Here is a 16,584-nt window from a genome sequence, read left to right on the forward strand (position 1 = left end):
TACCTCCTATTAATTCACTAATCGAAACTAAAGCTGTTGCAATCCGTTCCTATACTCAGGTAAATCGGATCGAACGTGATGCCGCCAATGCCTCCCCAGGAATGACCACATCCCAACTCGTAAAAATGCCACCTGTCGCCACCGGTATCCGGCGCAAAGTCAATTTTATATTTGCCTGCCGGTATACTAAGCGGCACTTCACTTGCATTGGGGGGAATTACTATAAAAAATTGATCTTCTGTATCATAATTATAAAACCAAATATCAATGCCATCATTGCCGTGATTTTGAAACAGCAGGTGTGCATTTTGGTCTATGCAATCACCCCAGGTGTTAGCATAGGTCTGTCCGTTTTGATCCAGATCGTCCAGAGCCAGTTGATTGGCAGCATCCTGAGAAGTTGTTGAACTATAGCTGTAGGCGGGCACTGAATAGGTAACCGTAGTACCAATAGGCTGCCCCCCACAATTGTTTTTGGTGAAGTCCTTGTGTTGTTCCGCATTATACCAGGTACAATAACCATTGGCATTGGCATAGTTTTGACCGTTTGCATCGATCTCATTCTGAGCTAACTGATTTGCGGCATCCAGATTGTAGGCAGCATACTTATTGGCAGGCACCGAATAAGTAACGGAAGAACCAACTCCCCCCTCAACACAATTATTCTTTGTAAATGGCTGGCTCTTTGCCACATTATAGCTGGCGATCACGCAGGTTCCGTTTTTATCCGCATAAGCCTGTCCATTTGCATTGACATCATTTTGGGCAAGCGCATCTGCATTGGGGCCAAAATAGGTATTGGCAGGAACAGTATAGGTAACCGGGACTCCCGCATTTCCAGCTGTACAACCGTTTTTAATAAAGGTTCCGCTCTTTGCCGTATTACCATTTAACGGACAGGATTCTGCCTGCCCTGTATAGTTGTAACAATACTTCTTTACGATATTATTATCCTTGTCCCGGAGATGGATCAACCGGCCAAACCCATCATACTCATAATAAGTAGTACGGCCATTGGCATCTGTTGAGCTGGTCATGCCAACAAAGGGTTTATAGGTGTAGGTTTCAACTAATGCACCGGGTAAACTTTGACGTAAGCTATTTAAAGAATTCCGGAATGCCCCATCGTTGCCGTTACCGGCAGCGTCCAATACACTTTGTGGCACGATTGCAATGGCAGCGTCATAGGTACTGTTTAAAATTTTAGCTACCGGGTACCTTAACTGATAGCCCCACAAATACACTTCTTTTACATTATTAGCTTTTTGCTGCTCCAGCACATGGCCCAGGTTATCATACCTGTTGAAATTGGCGATGACCTCCTGGGGCTTATTGCCTGTTTGATTTTCTACTGACTGTGGTACAAAGACATTAGAAGAAGGATTGTAATAGTTGGTTACCGTCTTTTTTGCTTGAACTCCATTGACGGTAGTGGTAGCTTCAATTACCGGAGAAATTATATTTTTCTGGATCATGCCATTGTAAACCGGCACCGTGGAAAAGTTGTATGGATATTTATAGGTTGTTTTTACTACCTCATTTTTACTATTTACCAGCTCTTCGCTTTTCAGTAAAATAGTATTTTGATCATAATCAAAATTCTTCTCTGTCCTGATCATACCATTGGGCGTATACTCTTCAATTACGCTATGATACACTTCCTGTTTGCTACTTGTAAAATGTCGGTATCCATAACCGTAAACACTACAAAAGTTATTATGATAATACCGGGCTGAATTTTTCCAACCAGCCTTGTCAATTTCGTGATAGGCACTGCTGGAAGTTGTTCTTGAATAGACCACATTGGTATGTATATAGGTAGGCATATCCCAGGCCTGGTCATTTCCAATATAATCATAATTATAAGCCTCGTTTCTGATTATACTAAACTGGTTATCCTTGTATTTATAAATAGATTTATTTGCCAATACGGCTGTAATCCATGCATTTTCCGGATTGACATACATCCTGTGATTATAAATAGGCTCTTCCCGGTCATTAACTATAAAGCTGCTTATCTGCTCGTCATCGTTCCAACTATAGCTATTCGTTGTTTTTTGTTTAGGGACGTCATCTTCCATTAAATATTCACTAACAGTCTGGTATTTGATTTGCGTGCCCGACAAATCAAAATTCAAGTAAGGATCACCAAAATAATCGCGGGTCCGATAGCCGGTCTGACTCTCTCCTCCATAAAAGGGTGGAGAAGCAGTTGGGTCCTGCCACAGCCAGAAATGCATGCAATTACCTTCTGCTACCATCAAATTTGATTGTGATAATGATCCAGGGCGCAAGAGCTCATTGATATACCCTCTTCCATCTTCATACACACCATATTTGTACAACTTGTGAATGTCTTTTCCCCCATTACCGGGCTTTGAGATCACTTCTTTTATTCGTAACCCCGGCCCTTCCAAAGTGGCCGTATTTTGGGGCGGTTGATAGTAGGGATAATTGGCATACCTGTTTCCTTCGTATACAAATTCAGTCTGCCCGCCGGTAGGATAAGTTATGGTCCTGAGCATACCCATTTTTTTATAATCCTCATCACCCTGCCTGCTAACCTGATTACCAATATCCCTACTGTTAAGATATATATTGAGCAAAGGTGAAATAGCTATCGTTTGTGCCGGTAACAGCCCGGCAGAATTGGAATAATAGCCCCACCAATCTTTATATCCTGCCGAATAGCGAAGAGGCTCAACGTACCCCTCATAATAGCTGAAATTATATTTTTCATTGACCAGGCTCGGATCTTCTCCATAAAAAGACACATTGTCGAGATAGAAGAGTTCCGCTTCCCCGGCATGTTTGGAAGTGGCGAACTTGACTTTTTTATAGGGACCGGACCCATTGCTGACAGTTATTTCGGTCAACAATTTATCAAAAGGACCTCCCTGTGTATAGCTAAAAGCAACAGAGCCGCCATTAAACTGGATGCCACTTAGGGCAGGCACATATGGGTTATCAGTTCCTGAGTTAACGACTGCGCCGGTCGTTTCAAAATGATAGGCAACTAAAAGGTCTCGTAAATAAAGCGAATAGGGGTCTATAGTTTCAGTTTGCCAAAAAGTTGAATTTTCATCATCCCTGTTCCTATCGTAAACAGTTGCAGACTCGGAGGAATAATATGGATACACGGTGCGCCCGAAATAGGAAAGCGAAATTTCATCAGCCCCGTCACTTGAAATAATTTTTACCAGGTACCACGCCGTAGGTATATTCCCCCCCAGGAGCCCATTTTCAGTATCCCAGTTGGCGGTAGTTTCGATGGCGTCGGTAGTAGTTGCATCTATTTTTCCAAATCTATACCTGGTTCCATCCACGTCTGTTATATCAATCCAATCATACAAACCATTGGAGGTAGTTTCACTCTTTTTGAATTCAAGTTTGAGCGGGTCTAAAGGGATGAACATCGGTTTCTTTACCCCGTTCTCATCTTTCAAAATAAAATGACCATGTTTCCCATTGGGTAATGAGTAATTAAAAATATCAAACTCCGTGTCGTAAAATGGGCCGTTAGCAAATTTTCCATCAGGACACGCGCCGTACAGTTCATCGTAGGATGGCACATGATCGGGGTTAACGACGTATGGTTCAAGATAATTCCATTCATCGGGTGCTCCTTTCACGGTACGGGTTATCAGACCGCCGCAATTCAGGGTCCACCGAAGACCCAGCGTACCGTTTATGTCGTTAGCCATTCTGCCCGATGCATGAAAACTCATGGTTATGGGCAGGGAAAGCTTCTTACCCGTAACCGTGTGAATGGGAATAGTAATATCCGTAAGCCCCGTATAATCCGACATGGGATAGTCCCCATACCTGGTGAAAGCCTGGGACACGGGAGATGGGTTCAACACAACGGGCAGCTTATAATTTGGCTGTCCATTAGCGTTGGTAATGAATAATAGCAATAAGGAATAAAAGATCAGTTGGAATCGCCTGGTTGCGTGCAACATATATTGTCAGTTTGCTTGGGATCGGTAAAATGAGTATCCTGTTCGCCGCTAGCGAATAATTATTTAACTACCATATAGAAGGAAAATCAACAGTTTTATCTATCCTGGAGTGTATCTTTTACCAATAAGGATAACGAATGGTATATGGCGCATAAAGTTAGTTTTGGCAAATCAGGTAATATAAGCGTTTAAAGATAAATGTCTCTTATTAAATGGGCTTGGTTAATTTATAAGTGTGTTGTTTTGGCAATAGGCGTGTTGATTGGGGCGATAGACGTGCTATTACAGTCCCCTCCTACACCCAGGTATAATTAGTTTAATTCTTCTATTCATTAATCAATACTTATGTAACCACCAGCCGTTCCCAACTGCAGGTATACTCCAGTGAAGGTCATAGAGCCCTGACCAGTAGCAAAATAACTGCCCGCTACCGAATAGAAATGCCAGCCACTGCCCGAGTCATTCGGCCAAAATGTGACATCATAAGTCCCTGCCGGCACAGCATATGGAATTTCACCACCAGGAGGAATATTTACAGAATAAATGGTGTCTTTTTCGTAATTATACAACGATACGTCACAGTCATGGTTGCCTGAATTAGTTAATGTCAGGTATGATCTTAGGTCCTGGCACGAACCATAGATATTGGCATAATATTGCCCGTAATCGTTTATCTCATCTTGGGCCAGTTGAGTGACTGCTGTTTTTGATATAGTGGAGCTGTAAGTGTTGGCATAAACTATATAGCTATATGTTTCACCGGTGAACCCTGGCTGACAATCATTCCTTGTAAAGTCTGCGCTCATTTCGTCGTTATACCAGGTGCAATAGCCATTTGCATTAGCATAGTTTTGACCATTGGCATCAATCTCATTCTGTGCGAGCTGATTGGCGGCGTCCAGACTGTATGCTGCATACTTATTGGCAGGTACCGAATAAGTAACGGAAGAACCAAATCCACCCTCAACACAATTATTCTTTATAAATGGCTGGCTCTTTGCCACGTTATAGCTGGCGATCACACAGGCGCCGTTTTTATTTGCGTATGCCTGTCCGTTTGCATTAACATCATTTTGGGCAAGCACATCCGCATTAGGACCAAAATAGGTGTTGGCAGGAACGGTATAGGTAACCGGCGTACCAGCGTTTCCAGCAGAACATCCACTTCTGATAAAGGTTCCGCTCTTTGCTGAATTGCCACTTAACGGACAGGATTCCGCCTGGCCAGTATAATTGTAACAGTACTTCTTTACAATATTATTATCCTTGTCCCTGAGATGGATAAGCCGGCCAAATCCATCATACTCATAATAAGTAGTACGGCCGTTGGCGTCTGTTGAGCTGGTCATCCCAACAAAAGGCTTGTACGTGTAGGTCTCAACTAATGCACCGGGTAAATTTTGACGTAGCAGATTTAATGTATTCCTGAATGACACATCATCTCCATTACCAGTGGCTCCATCCAATAAATATTGGGGAACAATTGAAATAGCAGCATCAAAAGTACTGTTCAGGATCTTAGCAACCGGATACCTTGACTGGTATCCCCATAAATACACTTCCTTTACATTATTGGCTTTTTGCTGCTCTAAAATATGCCCCATGTTATCATACCGGTTAAAGGTTGCTATAACCTCCTGGGGCTTACTACCCGTTTGATTTTCTATGGACAAGGGTACAAAGACTTTTGTCGATGGACTGTAGAAATTAGTCACCGTCTTTTTTGTTTGAATACCATTGACCGTGGTAGTAGCTTCAACAACCGGAGCAATTATATTTTTCTGGCCCATCTGGTAATAAACCGGCACACCGGGAAAGTCGTGCGGATGAGAATAAGTTGTTTTAACCAGTTCATTTTTGCTGTTTATCTGTTCTTCGCTTTTCAACAACCAGTCATTGTCATATTCAAAATTCTTTTCTGTTCTGATCACTCCATTAGGCGTATATTCCTCAATTATAGATTGAGCCAACTCTTGTTTACCAGTTGTGTATTTTCGATATCCATATCCATAAATACTGCAATTTCCAAAATGATAAGCCTTAGCTGTATTATACCAACCCATTGCATCAACACTACCACGGGTACTACCAGGCCTTGAATATATTACATTTGTATGCATATAAGTGGGCATATCCCAGGCTTCATCATCCAAACCAGAACCACCCGTATATTGGTATGCTTCGTTTCTTAATATATTAAACTGACCATTCGTGTATTTGTAAATAGATTTATTACTCAATACAGGTGTATACCAGGCAAATTCCGGTTGCGAATATTTTCTTGGATACTCAAGCTGTTGATCATGATCATTTACAATATAATTGCTTACCTCTTCGTCGTCGCTCCAGCTATAGCTGTTCGTTGTTTTCTGCTGAGGAACATCGCCTTCTACCAGATATTCACTAACAGCATCGTATTTTATCTGTATTCCTGATAAATCAAAACTTATGTAAGGATCACTGAAATAATCCCGGGTCCTGTATCCCGTCTGATTTTCTCCTCCATACTGTGGTGGGTCCGAATGAGGGACCAGCCATGTCCAAAAATGCATGCAATTACCTTCCGCGACCATCATATCTTCACGTGATCGGGACCCGGGGCGTAAAAGTTCATTTATGTGTCCTCTTCCATCTTCATATACACCGTATTTGTAAATCTTGTGAATGTCTTTACCACCATTACCCGGCCTGGAGATCACTTCTTTTATTCGTAAACCCGGGCCTTCCAGGGTTGCTGGATTTTGAATGGGCGTATAATAAGGTGTAAAATCATACCGGTTCCCTTCGTATACAAATTCAGTTTGCCCACCCGTAGGATAATTTATAGTTTTAAGCATCCCTATTTTTTTGTAATCCTCAATCCCATCTCTGCCGACGTTAAAACCTATATACCTATCATAAGTCCTAATTCCATAGATTGGTAAAATATGAACATATCTTTGTGGTAACTGATACATATAGGGGCCAAAATATCCCCACCAATCTTTAGATGCAAGCGATTCGACCCCACGAGCAGGCATCCATGTACTACCTGGCTCGTAATAACTAAAATTATATTTTTCGTTGACCAGGCTTGGATCCTCTCCATAAAAAGACAAACCGTCAAGATAAAAAAGGTCAGGTTCCCCGGCATGTCTGGAGGTGGCAAATTTTACTTTTTTAATAGGTATAGATTCCTTGTTAACGATCATCTCTGTTAACAATCGATCATAAAAATTCACGACCGTATAGTTAAATGAAACAGAGCCGCCACTAAACTGGATGGCACTCAAGGTTGGTACTGTTGGATTCTGCCCGGAAATCTGGTTTACATCAGTTTGTTCAAAATAAGAATCGCCCACTAACCCTTTTAAATATTTCCGATAATCATCCTCGGTGTCGTCTTCCCAAAACCACGAATCGTCGTCCCTGCCCCTGTCCCAAACGGTTGCAGTTTGGGTGACATAATCCGCATTTATGTACCGGCTGCCATAGGTAAACGAAATCTCATCTGTCTCGTCACCTGAAATAATTTTTGTCAGGTACCACGCAGTAGTTACCAACCCAAGCTTTCCTAATTCCGTATCGGTACTCGGGGTAGATTCCAATGCATTCCCTGTTGATGCATCAATTTTTCCAAATCTATATTTGGTACCATCAACATCAGTTATATCAACGCATTCATAATAACCATTGCTTCCCGGATTTGACAATTCAATTTTGAGCGATTCCATAGGAATAAGCATCGGCACCTTTATCCCATTCACATTCTTCAAAATAAAATGCCCGTGTTTCCCATTTGGTAAACTATAATTAAAAACATCAAACTCACTATCGTAAAAAGGCATGGGAATCCCTGATATTTTTCCATCAGGGCATGCGCTGTATAGTTCCTCATAGGATGGCTCCCCCCTATTGGGGTCTATCGCGTAAGGGGCAAGATTGTACCATTCATCAGGCGCTCCCTTCACGGTACGTGTAACCAGGCCGCCGCAATTCACGGTCCAACGTATGCCCAGTGTTTCATTTACTTCATTGGCCATTCTCCCTGATGCATGGAAACCCAGTGTTACAGGAAGGGAAAGTTTTTTTCCGGTAATTGTATGAAGTGGAATGGTAATGTCAGTCAGGCCGGTATAATCAGTCATTGGATAATCCCCGTACCGCGTGAATGCCTGGGACTGGGGAGAAGGCTGTATCACAGCGGGCAGGTTATAAGCTGGTTGTCCATTAGCGTTATTAATGAATAATAGGAATAAGATATAAATAATTAACGGGCATCGCTTGATTGAGTGCAACATATTATTTCAGTTAGCTTGAGCTCGTGAAAATGGTTGTTCTGTTCGTTAAGGATTCTTTCTCTGTGGTTTTGTAAGGATCTTTTCCATTAATGGATGGGCAGGGGTAAGATTTGCACCCATTACAGCATACAACTCGCCGCTTTCATCTACAAAGAACTTGGAACCCACTCCTCTTACATCCTGGTCAAAATGGCGGTTCTGTTCTTTATGCGTGAGCCATTGAAAAAGTGCGGACTGCTGCGCACCTTTATTCACATTCATTCCTTCAGAAATGAGGATATGCGCATCCTTATACAGGCCTTTCAGCTTATCTGCATCCGCGGTTTTAAATCCGGCTTCTATTGAAGGGACTCCAACTATAACCAATGTACTCCGGTATTTATCCTGCAATTCAGCAAGCTGGCTAGCCCTAACTGTGGTATCCTCAGCGGAAAGGGACAGTACTACAAAAAGCACCTTTTTCCCTTTGTATTGGTTTAGATCCAGACTATTCCCATCAAGGGCCTTAACGGCCACACTGTAAATATCACCTGAAGGGCTAAAAGAAAGTAAAACAGTCAATGCGATCAAACTAAAGAAATGTTTCATAAATTTTATTTATTGTTTTATAGTTCATTAATTAATATCAATGGAGTTACAGTACATATCTGCATCCGGTCCGAAGTATACTCCGGAGACGGTGACGGCGTTAAAACCAGAGTTGGTGTTACCACAGCCCACGCTATAGAAGTGAGAACTGCTGCCCGAATCATCCGGGAAAAAAGTAACATCATACGTCCCTGGGGGAATAGCAACCGGAAAACCGCTTCGGTAAGGCGGAATATTTACAAAATAATATTCATCTTTGGCGGCATTATAGAAGGACACATCAAAATCATACCCTTCCGAATTGTTGAATAGAACATCCACCGTATTTATAATGCAGGACCCATTCGCGTTGGCATAGGCTTGTCCGTTGTCAATTAAATCAGCAAATGCTTGCGCATAAGCATCGTCATAACTAATGGTAGAACTGTACTTATTTTCCGGAACTATGTATTGGACCGTGGTACCCCTGCTGCCACTCGGGCAATCATTTTTATCAGGGTTTACTGACATCATTGGACTATACCACCTGCATTCACCATGTGCATTGGCATAAGCCTGTCCATTTGCATTTGCTTCGTTCGATGCCTTGTTGTATGCATCACCCAGACTGATGGTTGAACTATACTTGTTTGCCGGGACCACATAATCTACATAACTGCCAACTGCAAGGCTGGGGCAATCGTTCTTTTGAAACCCGAAGGCCCACTGCTTATTATACCAGGTACAATAACCATTGTTATTCGCATAGTTCTGGCCATTGGCATCAAGATCGTTTTGAGCTAACTGATCAGCGATTTGCTGGGTGTATGAAGTGTATTTGCCGTCAGGCACCGTATAAGTAACTGACGAACCAACTCCTCCATCGATACAATTATTCTTTGTAAAGGTCCCGCTCTTTGCTACACTATAGCGGGTGATCACGCAAGGCCCGTTTTGATTGGCATATACCTGTCCGTTTGCATTGACATCATTTTGCGCCAGCACCTCTGCATTGGGACCAAAATAGGTATTGGCCGGAACGGTATAGGTAATCGGTGCGCCAATATTTCCGACGGTACAACCCTGTTTATAAAAAGTCCCGCTTTTTGCCGTGTTGCCTCCTGTTAAAGGACAGGATTCCGATTGCCCGGCGTAGTTGTAACAGAACTTCTTTAAAATATTATTGTCCTTGTCCCGGAGATGGATAAGCCGGCCAACCCCATCATATTCGTAATAAGTAGTACGGCCGTTGGCGTCGCTTGAACTGGTCATACCAATAAAAGGCTTATACGTGTACGTTTCAACCAATGCACCAGGTATATTACGAAGATTATTTAAATGCGCCCTCAATGTCGCATCGTCTCCATTACCCGTAGCGCCGTCCAACACACCTTGTGAGATATATGTATTGGCAATATCATAAGTAGTGTTCAAGATCTTAGCCACCGGATACCGTGACTGATATCCCCATAAATACACTTCCTTTACATTATTGGCTTTTTGCTGCTCCTGCACATGGCCCATGTTATCATACCGGTTAAATGTGGCAATTACCTCCTGTGGTTGATTCCCCGTTTGATTTTCTATGGATTGAGGCACAAAGACACCCGATGACGGATTGTAATAGTTGGTGACCGTCTTTTTTGTTTGAACCCCATTGACAGTAGTGGTAGCTTCAATTACCGGGGAAATTATATTTTTCTGGATCATTCCATTGTAAACCGGCACAGCGGGCAAGTCGAATGGATATTTATATGTTGTTTTTACCAGTTCATTTTTACTATTAAGCCCTTCTTCGCTTCTTGTAAAATAAGTGGGATTGTCATAACTAAATATTTTATCTGTTTTGATTATTCCATTAGGCGTGTACTCTTCAACTATAGTATGCTCCAGGAACTGCTTGCCGGTTGTGTATTTACGAAATCCATAACCGTACACGTTGCAATCATACTGGTGATAATCCCTGGCGGTATTTTTCCACCCAGTATAGTCAACCCCCGGGTCCAGCATACCATGAGCTGGTCTTGTATAGATCACATTGGTATGCATATAGGTGGGCATATCCCAGGCTTCGTTTAAATAACTAAAACCCATTGAATAACCGTAAGACTCATTTCTGATTTTGCTAAACTGGCCATTATCGTATTTGTAGATAGCTTTATTACTCAACACAGGCGTAAGCCATGCCATTTCCGGATTGGCAAATTTCCTGGGATTAAAAATAAGCCGGTTATAGTCATTCACTATGAAGTCGCTTATCTGCTCGTCGTCATGCCAGCTATAGCTATTGGTAGTTTTTTGTTTAGGAACTTCGTCTTCTATCAAATATTCACTAACCGCATCGTATTTTATTTGTGTGCCTGATAAATCAAAACTTATATAAGGATCACTAAAATAATTACGGGTCCGGTAGCCTGTCTGACTTTCTCCTCCCCATTGTGGCGGATTCGTACCTGAAACATGCCAGGTCCAAAAATGCATGCAGTTACCTTCTGCCACCATCAAATTAGCGCGTGATGCCGATCCCGGACGCAAGACCTCATTTATATACCCTCTTCCATCTTCATAAGTGCCATATTTGTACACCTTGTGAATATTTTTACCTCCATTACCGGGTTTTGAGATAACCTCTTTTATCCGCAAACCAGGTCCCTGTAAGAGTGCCGGATTTTCGATAGGCGTATAATAACCAGCATAATCATACTGGTTCGCTTCATAAACAAATTCAGTTTCCCCCCCGGTAGGATACGTAATAGTCTTTAGCATCCCTACTTGTTTATCTTCGTCTCCGTCTCTGTTAATCTGTCCGGGATCATAACCAATAACCTTGTCCGGAAAACTAGGACTCGAGGGACCAATGGGCGACATGTCTACCGTTCTTTGCGGCAGCAGTTGATGAGTAGGACAATAATACCCCCACCAATCCTTATATCCGGCCGAGATGTAATCAGGAGATAAAGAATTAACAGACCCTGGTTCGTAATAACTGAAATTATATTTTTCATTGACCAGGTTCTGATTTTCCCCATAAAAAGATACATTATCAAGATAGAAAAGGTCAGGTTCACCGGTATGTTTGGAGGTGCTGAATTGGACTTTTTTATATGGAACGGACTCCTTTTTCACTGTCATTTCCGTCAACAATTGATCATGGGGACTTGCCTGCGCATAATTAAATGTAACAGAACCGCCATTGAACTGAATGCCACTCACAGTAGGTACGATTGGAATATTACTGCCGAAACTAACGTCAACGCCGGTCCATTCATAATGTGAAGAAACTAAAAGGTTCAGTAAATACATTGAATATTGATCATCTTCAGCATCCCAAAACCACGAATCGTCGCTTCTGCCTCTATCGAAAATGGTTGCAGACTGGGAGGCATAATATTGAAAAACGTATCGACTGGTATAAGACAAGGAAATTTCATCTGTCCCGTCACTTGAAATGATTTTCGACAGGTACCACGCAGTAGGCACCTCGCCAAGGGTTCCTGTCTGCCTATCATAATCCGGCGTAGTTTCAATTGCATTTCCTGTCAATGCATCTATTTTTCCGAATCTGTATAGGGTACCGTCAACATCGGTTATATTGATATACTCATAATAACCCGAGCTATTTCCAGCTTTTGCAAATTCAATTTTGAGCGGCTCCAGGGGAATGAACATCGGCACCTTTTGCCCGTTCTCATTTTTCAAAACAAAATGACCGTTTTTCCCATTGGGCAAACTGTAACTAAAAATATCGAACTCACTATCGTAAAATGGGCCATCAAATTTTCCATCAGGACACGCGCTGTATAATTCATCATAAGTAGGCGGTGAACTATTGAGGGGAATAGTGTAAGGAGTAAGCATGTTCCATTCATCGGGTGCGCCCTTCACCGTACGGGTTATAAGGCCGCCGCAATTCATGGTCCAACGAATACCCAGCGTACCGTTTATTTCGTTTGCCATTCTGCCAGATGAATGGAAACTCATCGTTATAGGCAGGGAAAGTTTTTTACCGGTAACCGTGTGAATAGGAACAGTGATATCGGTCAGCCCGGTATAATCCGACATGGGGTAGTCTCCGTACCTGGTAAAAGCCTGCGACTGAGGAGAAGGCTTAAGCACCGGTGGCAGATTATAGGTGGGCTGGCCAGTTGCATTGGTAACTAATAATAACAATAAGGCATAAAAGACCAGCGAAAATCGTTTGGTTGCGTGCAACATATTTTTCAGTTTGCTTGAGATCGGGTAAATGAAAGCCCTGTTCGCTGAAAGCGAATAAATTTTTGACGGCAGTAATTGAAAGGGAAATCTGCAATTTTAGTTATCCCGGTGGGCTATCCTGTGTACGGACTGAGAAAAAGGAGCGGTAACATTTACAATCCAGGATAGCGAATGGTTTATGGCGCATGTTGGCAATGTTAGTTTGGCAAATCAGGTATTATAAGCGATTAAAGATAATTGTCTCTTTTTAAAAGCCTATATTAACTTTATAAGTGTGTAGTTTTTGACAATAGCCGTGTTATTTTAGCCGATAGACGTGTTATTGACAATTGTACAGTAAAAGTAAATAGCTCATCTGTGATGGAAAACAATTACCCATGGCTTTTAGTACCCGTGAATTTCCAGGGCAAAAAAACATTTCACGCCGCATTGATCTTCACCTGGTACAACAGGTTGCCTACATTGTTGCTGATGTCTTCTAAAATGAGCGCCTGCTCCTGGCGGCTGAGGGAATTGCGGCTGCCAAATACTTTTGCAAGGAGTTTTAGAAATGAAGTGTGGTCTACAGGAGTGAGCGTATGATCGAGGTAGGTGAAATGCTGCTGGTATTTATTCACCAGCTCATTGATGTACTCATTTTTCTGCTCGGCGGCATAACCTACCAAATGCGGGGTCAGGTCCTGGTAAAATTTCCACCAGGAATCAAATTCACCGTCATGGTCGCCCAGATTGCGGCTTCTGCCCCGCACTTCCGTCAACAGATTCCTGCCGGTATCTTCCAAATACTGTAATGACCTGATAAGATTATTTTCCTGCATAAAAAAGGTATTGGGTAGGTCACTACGAATTTACCATTCCTGCCCAAGCTTTCCATCCTTTTTTAGCCCAATAATCCCATTTCCATGGCCACTTTTACCGCAGCCGTAATGCTTTTAACATTGAATTTTTGCATCAGGTTGCGACGATGCGTTTCTACCGTAAGCGGACTTACATGCAGTTGCACGGCAATAGCTGCACTGGTTTGACCATCGGCCGCCAGTTTCAGTACTTCCTTTTCGCGTTTGGTGAGCGCAGGCAGCACCTGCCAGTCACGGGCCGAAGGCCTGGCCATGATCTCCCGGGCTTCGCGGCTGAAGGCGATTTGTCCGCTCAGCGCTTCATTGATGCAGGATACCACTTCGCCGGCCGTACAGTTTTTGAGCAGGTAGCCGCTGGCCCCGTTCTGTAACATCCGCATAATGGTACTGCGTTCATTGTGGTTGCTGAAAGCCAGTACGCAGGTATCGGGCGATAATGTTTTTACTTCCCGGCACAGATCGATCCCATTGATATCGGGCAGCGTAATGTCTATCAGCACAATGTCGGTGCCGGTACCTGCTTTCTTTATAAAGTTCAGGAATTCGCCGCCGGTACTGAAGCAGAGGGTACTTACATAATCATATGCCTGCATCAATACTTTTTGTAACCCTTCCAGTACAATCGGGTGGTCATCGACTATAGCAATAGTTATCTTTTTCTTATCAGCCAACATGGAATTCAATATTTATGGTGGTGCCTGCGCCGGGCGATGATTCAATGTCGAGGTTACCTTTCAGGTAATCGACCCTGTTCTTTACATTCGTTAATCCGATCCCTTTTCCTACTGTTGCCTGTTCGGTTGTGAAGCCTTTGCCATTGTCTTCTACAGTGATGTAAAACGTATTTTCATTCATACTGCATTGCACCAGGATGGCAGTGGCGCCTGCATGGCGCACGGCATTGGTAAGCAATTCCTGTACAATGCGAAAAATGGTCACCTGCATATCCTTTGCAATATTGTTTTCAATATTTAAAGCCTGAAAGTCTACCTGCAAAGCGGGTGAGGTAAAGGATTCACAAGTTTCTTTCAACGCTATTTCCAATCCTGAATTCAATAACGACTCAGGCATCATATTTCGTGCTATCCGCCGCAATTCATTTACAGATCTGTCGAGCTGGTTAATGATCACCGGCAGATCTTTTGCGATCGCATCTTCATTGGTGGCGGGTGATAATCTCGACAGGTTGATCTTAACGCCCGCAAGCATACCGCCCAACCCGTCGTGCAGATCGCCGGCCAGCCGTTTGCGCTCGCGTTCTTCGCCCTGTAATAATGCCGCAGCCAGCTTCAACTGTTGTTGCTGACTGATATCCTTCAGTTGTTGCTGATGACTCAATTCCCTCTGCGCAACCAGTTTGCGGCTGTTGCGGTAATACAACCAGCCCAAAATGGCCACTGCCAGCAGGAAAAGACTAAAGCCGGCAAACGAAAAGGCCAGCAATTGATTGTTGCGCGATTTCAGATCGGCTTTCTCTTTGGCTGCCTGCAACAAGGTGATCTTTTTCTGGTTCTCGGCATTGTTGTATTTCTTCTCCAGTTCTATGATATCGTTCTGGAATTTGGCGTCGTACAGGCTATCGCTTAATTCAATGTATTGGGAGGCCCAGTCGTAGGCTGCCGATTTATTGCCTACTGCGGCATAGGTTTCTGCCAGGTCTTTGTAGTAAATGCGTTTATCGGTAATGAGCGTGAGCGGACTGTTGATCATCTCATGCATCACCGTCAGCGCTGCGGTATAATCTTTTTTGCTGAGGAGGGCTTTGTATTTGGCGATCTTCAATCGTTTAACAGCATAGGCGGCACGGGGTTCATCCTTACCCAATGCAATCCCTTTATCAAAACTGGCCACCGCTGCACTGTATTGTTTGTTGCGGTCGAAATAAGCGCCTTCGGCATAATAGTAAGTCAGGTACAGGTTCGAATTGGGTTTGGGCGCCAGAATACGGCTGGCTTTATCGAGGTATATTTTGGCAGAATCGAGCTTATGGCCATATACATAATTCTCCGCAGCATATACATTCACTTCTACCAGGGTTTCAATACGAATGGCATTATCCATGGCCGAGCGTTCAATATGATCGATGGCGCGAAGCAAATACCCGGCAGCATCCACGCGCCGGTCGGCATTCATAAAAACCGTGGCGATGGCCTTCTCCACATTGCCGATCAAAAAATCGTCTTCCGATTGTTTGGCAATGGGCAGGGCCTTGTTCACAAAAACATCCATGGCATCTTTTTCACCGCCCTTCATCTGTTGCAGGGTACCATAAGCGTGCAGTACGTACCCGCGCACCTTGTACGCTTCTTTATATGGGAAGTGCTGCAAGGCAGAATCGCCTTTCAGCAAAGTAGCTTCGATCGCTGCAATATTTCCGGCGGCATACAGGGTTTGGGCTTTATAAAACCAGGAGGCCGCTTCTGCAAACGAGTGTGGCTGACTTAAGGCAATACCGCGGTTGAGGTAATCCCTAATCTTGGCCGTATCGCCAATAAGCCGGCAAATGGAGGATAATTTAAGGTAGGCATAGGCTTTTGCACTATCAGTTGTTAGTGCCGCCGCCTCTTTTTCCTTTTTTGCCACATAGGCGGCATCGTCATCCAATGTGTAAACAAGCTGGGCGCTGCAAATGGGTACAATAATAAATAGGAACAGGATTGTGTAAAGCGTTCTTCTCATTGCTGTTATACGTTTGGCCGTTCG

Annotated in this window: 7 protein-coding genes; all 7 read right to left on the minus strand. The window is 43.3% G+C overall.

What is annotated here, in order from left to right:
- Positions 1-17 precede the first annotated feature (17 nt).
- A complete protein-coding gene (locus BMX95_RS31540; RefSeq protein ID WP_081201866.1) occupies positions 18-3,962 on the minus strand; it encodes a DUF5977 domain-containing protein in 3,945 nt (1,314 codons plus the stop codon).
- A 332-nt stretch (positions 3,963-4,294) separates the two neighbouring features.
- On the minus strand, positions 4,295-8,242 hold the full coding sequence (locus tag BMX95_RS31545; protein ID WP_081201868.1) for a DUF5977 domain-containing protein: 3,948 nt from the start codon (positions 8,240-8,242) through the stop codon (positions 4,295-4,297).
- 45 nt (positions 8,243-8,287) lie between these two features.
- Positions 8,288-8,830, minus strand: coding sequence for a thioredoxin domain-containing protein (locus BMX95_RS31550; protein ID WP_081201870.1), 543 nt, complete (start codon positions 8,828-8,830; stop codon positions 8,288-8,290).
- 27 nt (positions 8,831-8,857) lie between these two features.
- Complete coding sequence (locus BMX95_RS31555; protein WP_081201871.1) at positions 8,858-13,024, minus strand: DUF5977 domain-containing protein; 4,167 nt, start codon at positions 13,022-13,024, stop codon at positions 8,858-8,860.
- Positions 13,025-13,443: 419 nt separating this feature from the next.
- The gene (locus BMX95_RS31560) at positions 13,444-13,842 is read right to left on the minus strand and encodes a hypothetical protein (RefSeq protein ID WP_081201873.1); all 399 of its coding nucleotides are present in this window, start codon (positions 13,840-13,842) and stop codon (positions 13,444-13,446) included.
- A 62-nt stretch (positions 13,843-13,904) separates the two neighbouring features.
- Entirely contained in the window at positions 13,905-14,555 is a 651-nt protein-coding gene (locus BMX95_RS31565) for a response regulator transcription factor (protein WP_081201875.1), read from the minus strand.
- The gene (locus tag BMX95_RS31570) at positions 14,545-16,560 is read right to left on the minus strand and encodes an ATP-binding protein (RefSeq protein WP_165758990.1); all 2,016 of its coding nucleotides are present in this window, start codon (positions 16,558-16,560) and stop codon (positions 14,545-14,547) included. Before BMX95_RS31570 ends, BMX95_RS31565 begins: the two co-directional genes overlap by 11 nt.
- Positions 16,561-16,584: the final 24 nt, after the last annotated feature.

Origin of the sequence: Niastella yeongjuensis (assembly GCF_900110245.1) — a bacterium.
Taxonomy (GTDB): Bacteria; Bacteroidota; Bacteroidia; order Chitinophagales; family Chitinophagaceae; genus Niastella; species Niastella yeongjuensis.

What these genes read in the sequence shown, in the direction of transcription:
- BMX95_RS31540 (WP_081201866.1), bottom strand. Translation starts at nt 3,962, where the DNA reads ATGTTGCACGCAACCAGGCGATTCCAACTGATCTTTTATTCCTTATTG.
- BMX95_RS31545 (WP_081201868.1), bottom strand. Translation starts at nt 8,242, where the DNA reads ATGTTGCACTCAATCAAGCGATGCCCGTTAATTATTTATATCTTATTC.
- BMX95_RS31550 (WP_081201870.1), bottom strand. Translation starts at nt 8,830, where the DNA reads ATGAAACATTTCTTTAGTTTGATCGCATTGACTGTTTTACTTTCTTTT.
- BMX95_RS31555 (WP_081201871.1), bottom strand. Translation starts at nt 13,024, where the DNA reads ATGTTGCACGCAACCAAACGATTTTCGCTGGTCTTTTATGCCTTATTG.
- BMX95_RS31560 (WP_081201873.1), bottom strand. Translation starts at nt 13,842, where the DNA reads ATGCAGGAAAATAATCTTATCAGGTCATTACAGTATTTGGAAGATACC.
- BMX95_RS31565 (WP_081201875.1), bottom strand. Translation starts at nt 14,555, where the DNA reads ATGTTGGCTGATAAGAAAAAGATAACTATTGCTATAGTCGATGACCAC.
- BMX95_RS31570 (WP_165758990.1), bottom strand. Translation starts at nt 16,560, where the DNA reads ATGAGAAGAACGCTTTACACAATCCTGTTCCTATTTATTATTGTACCC.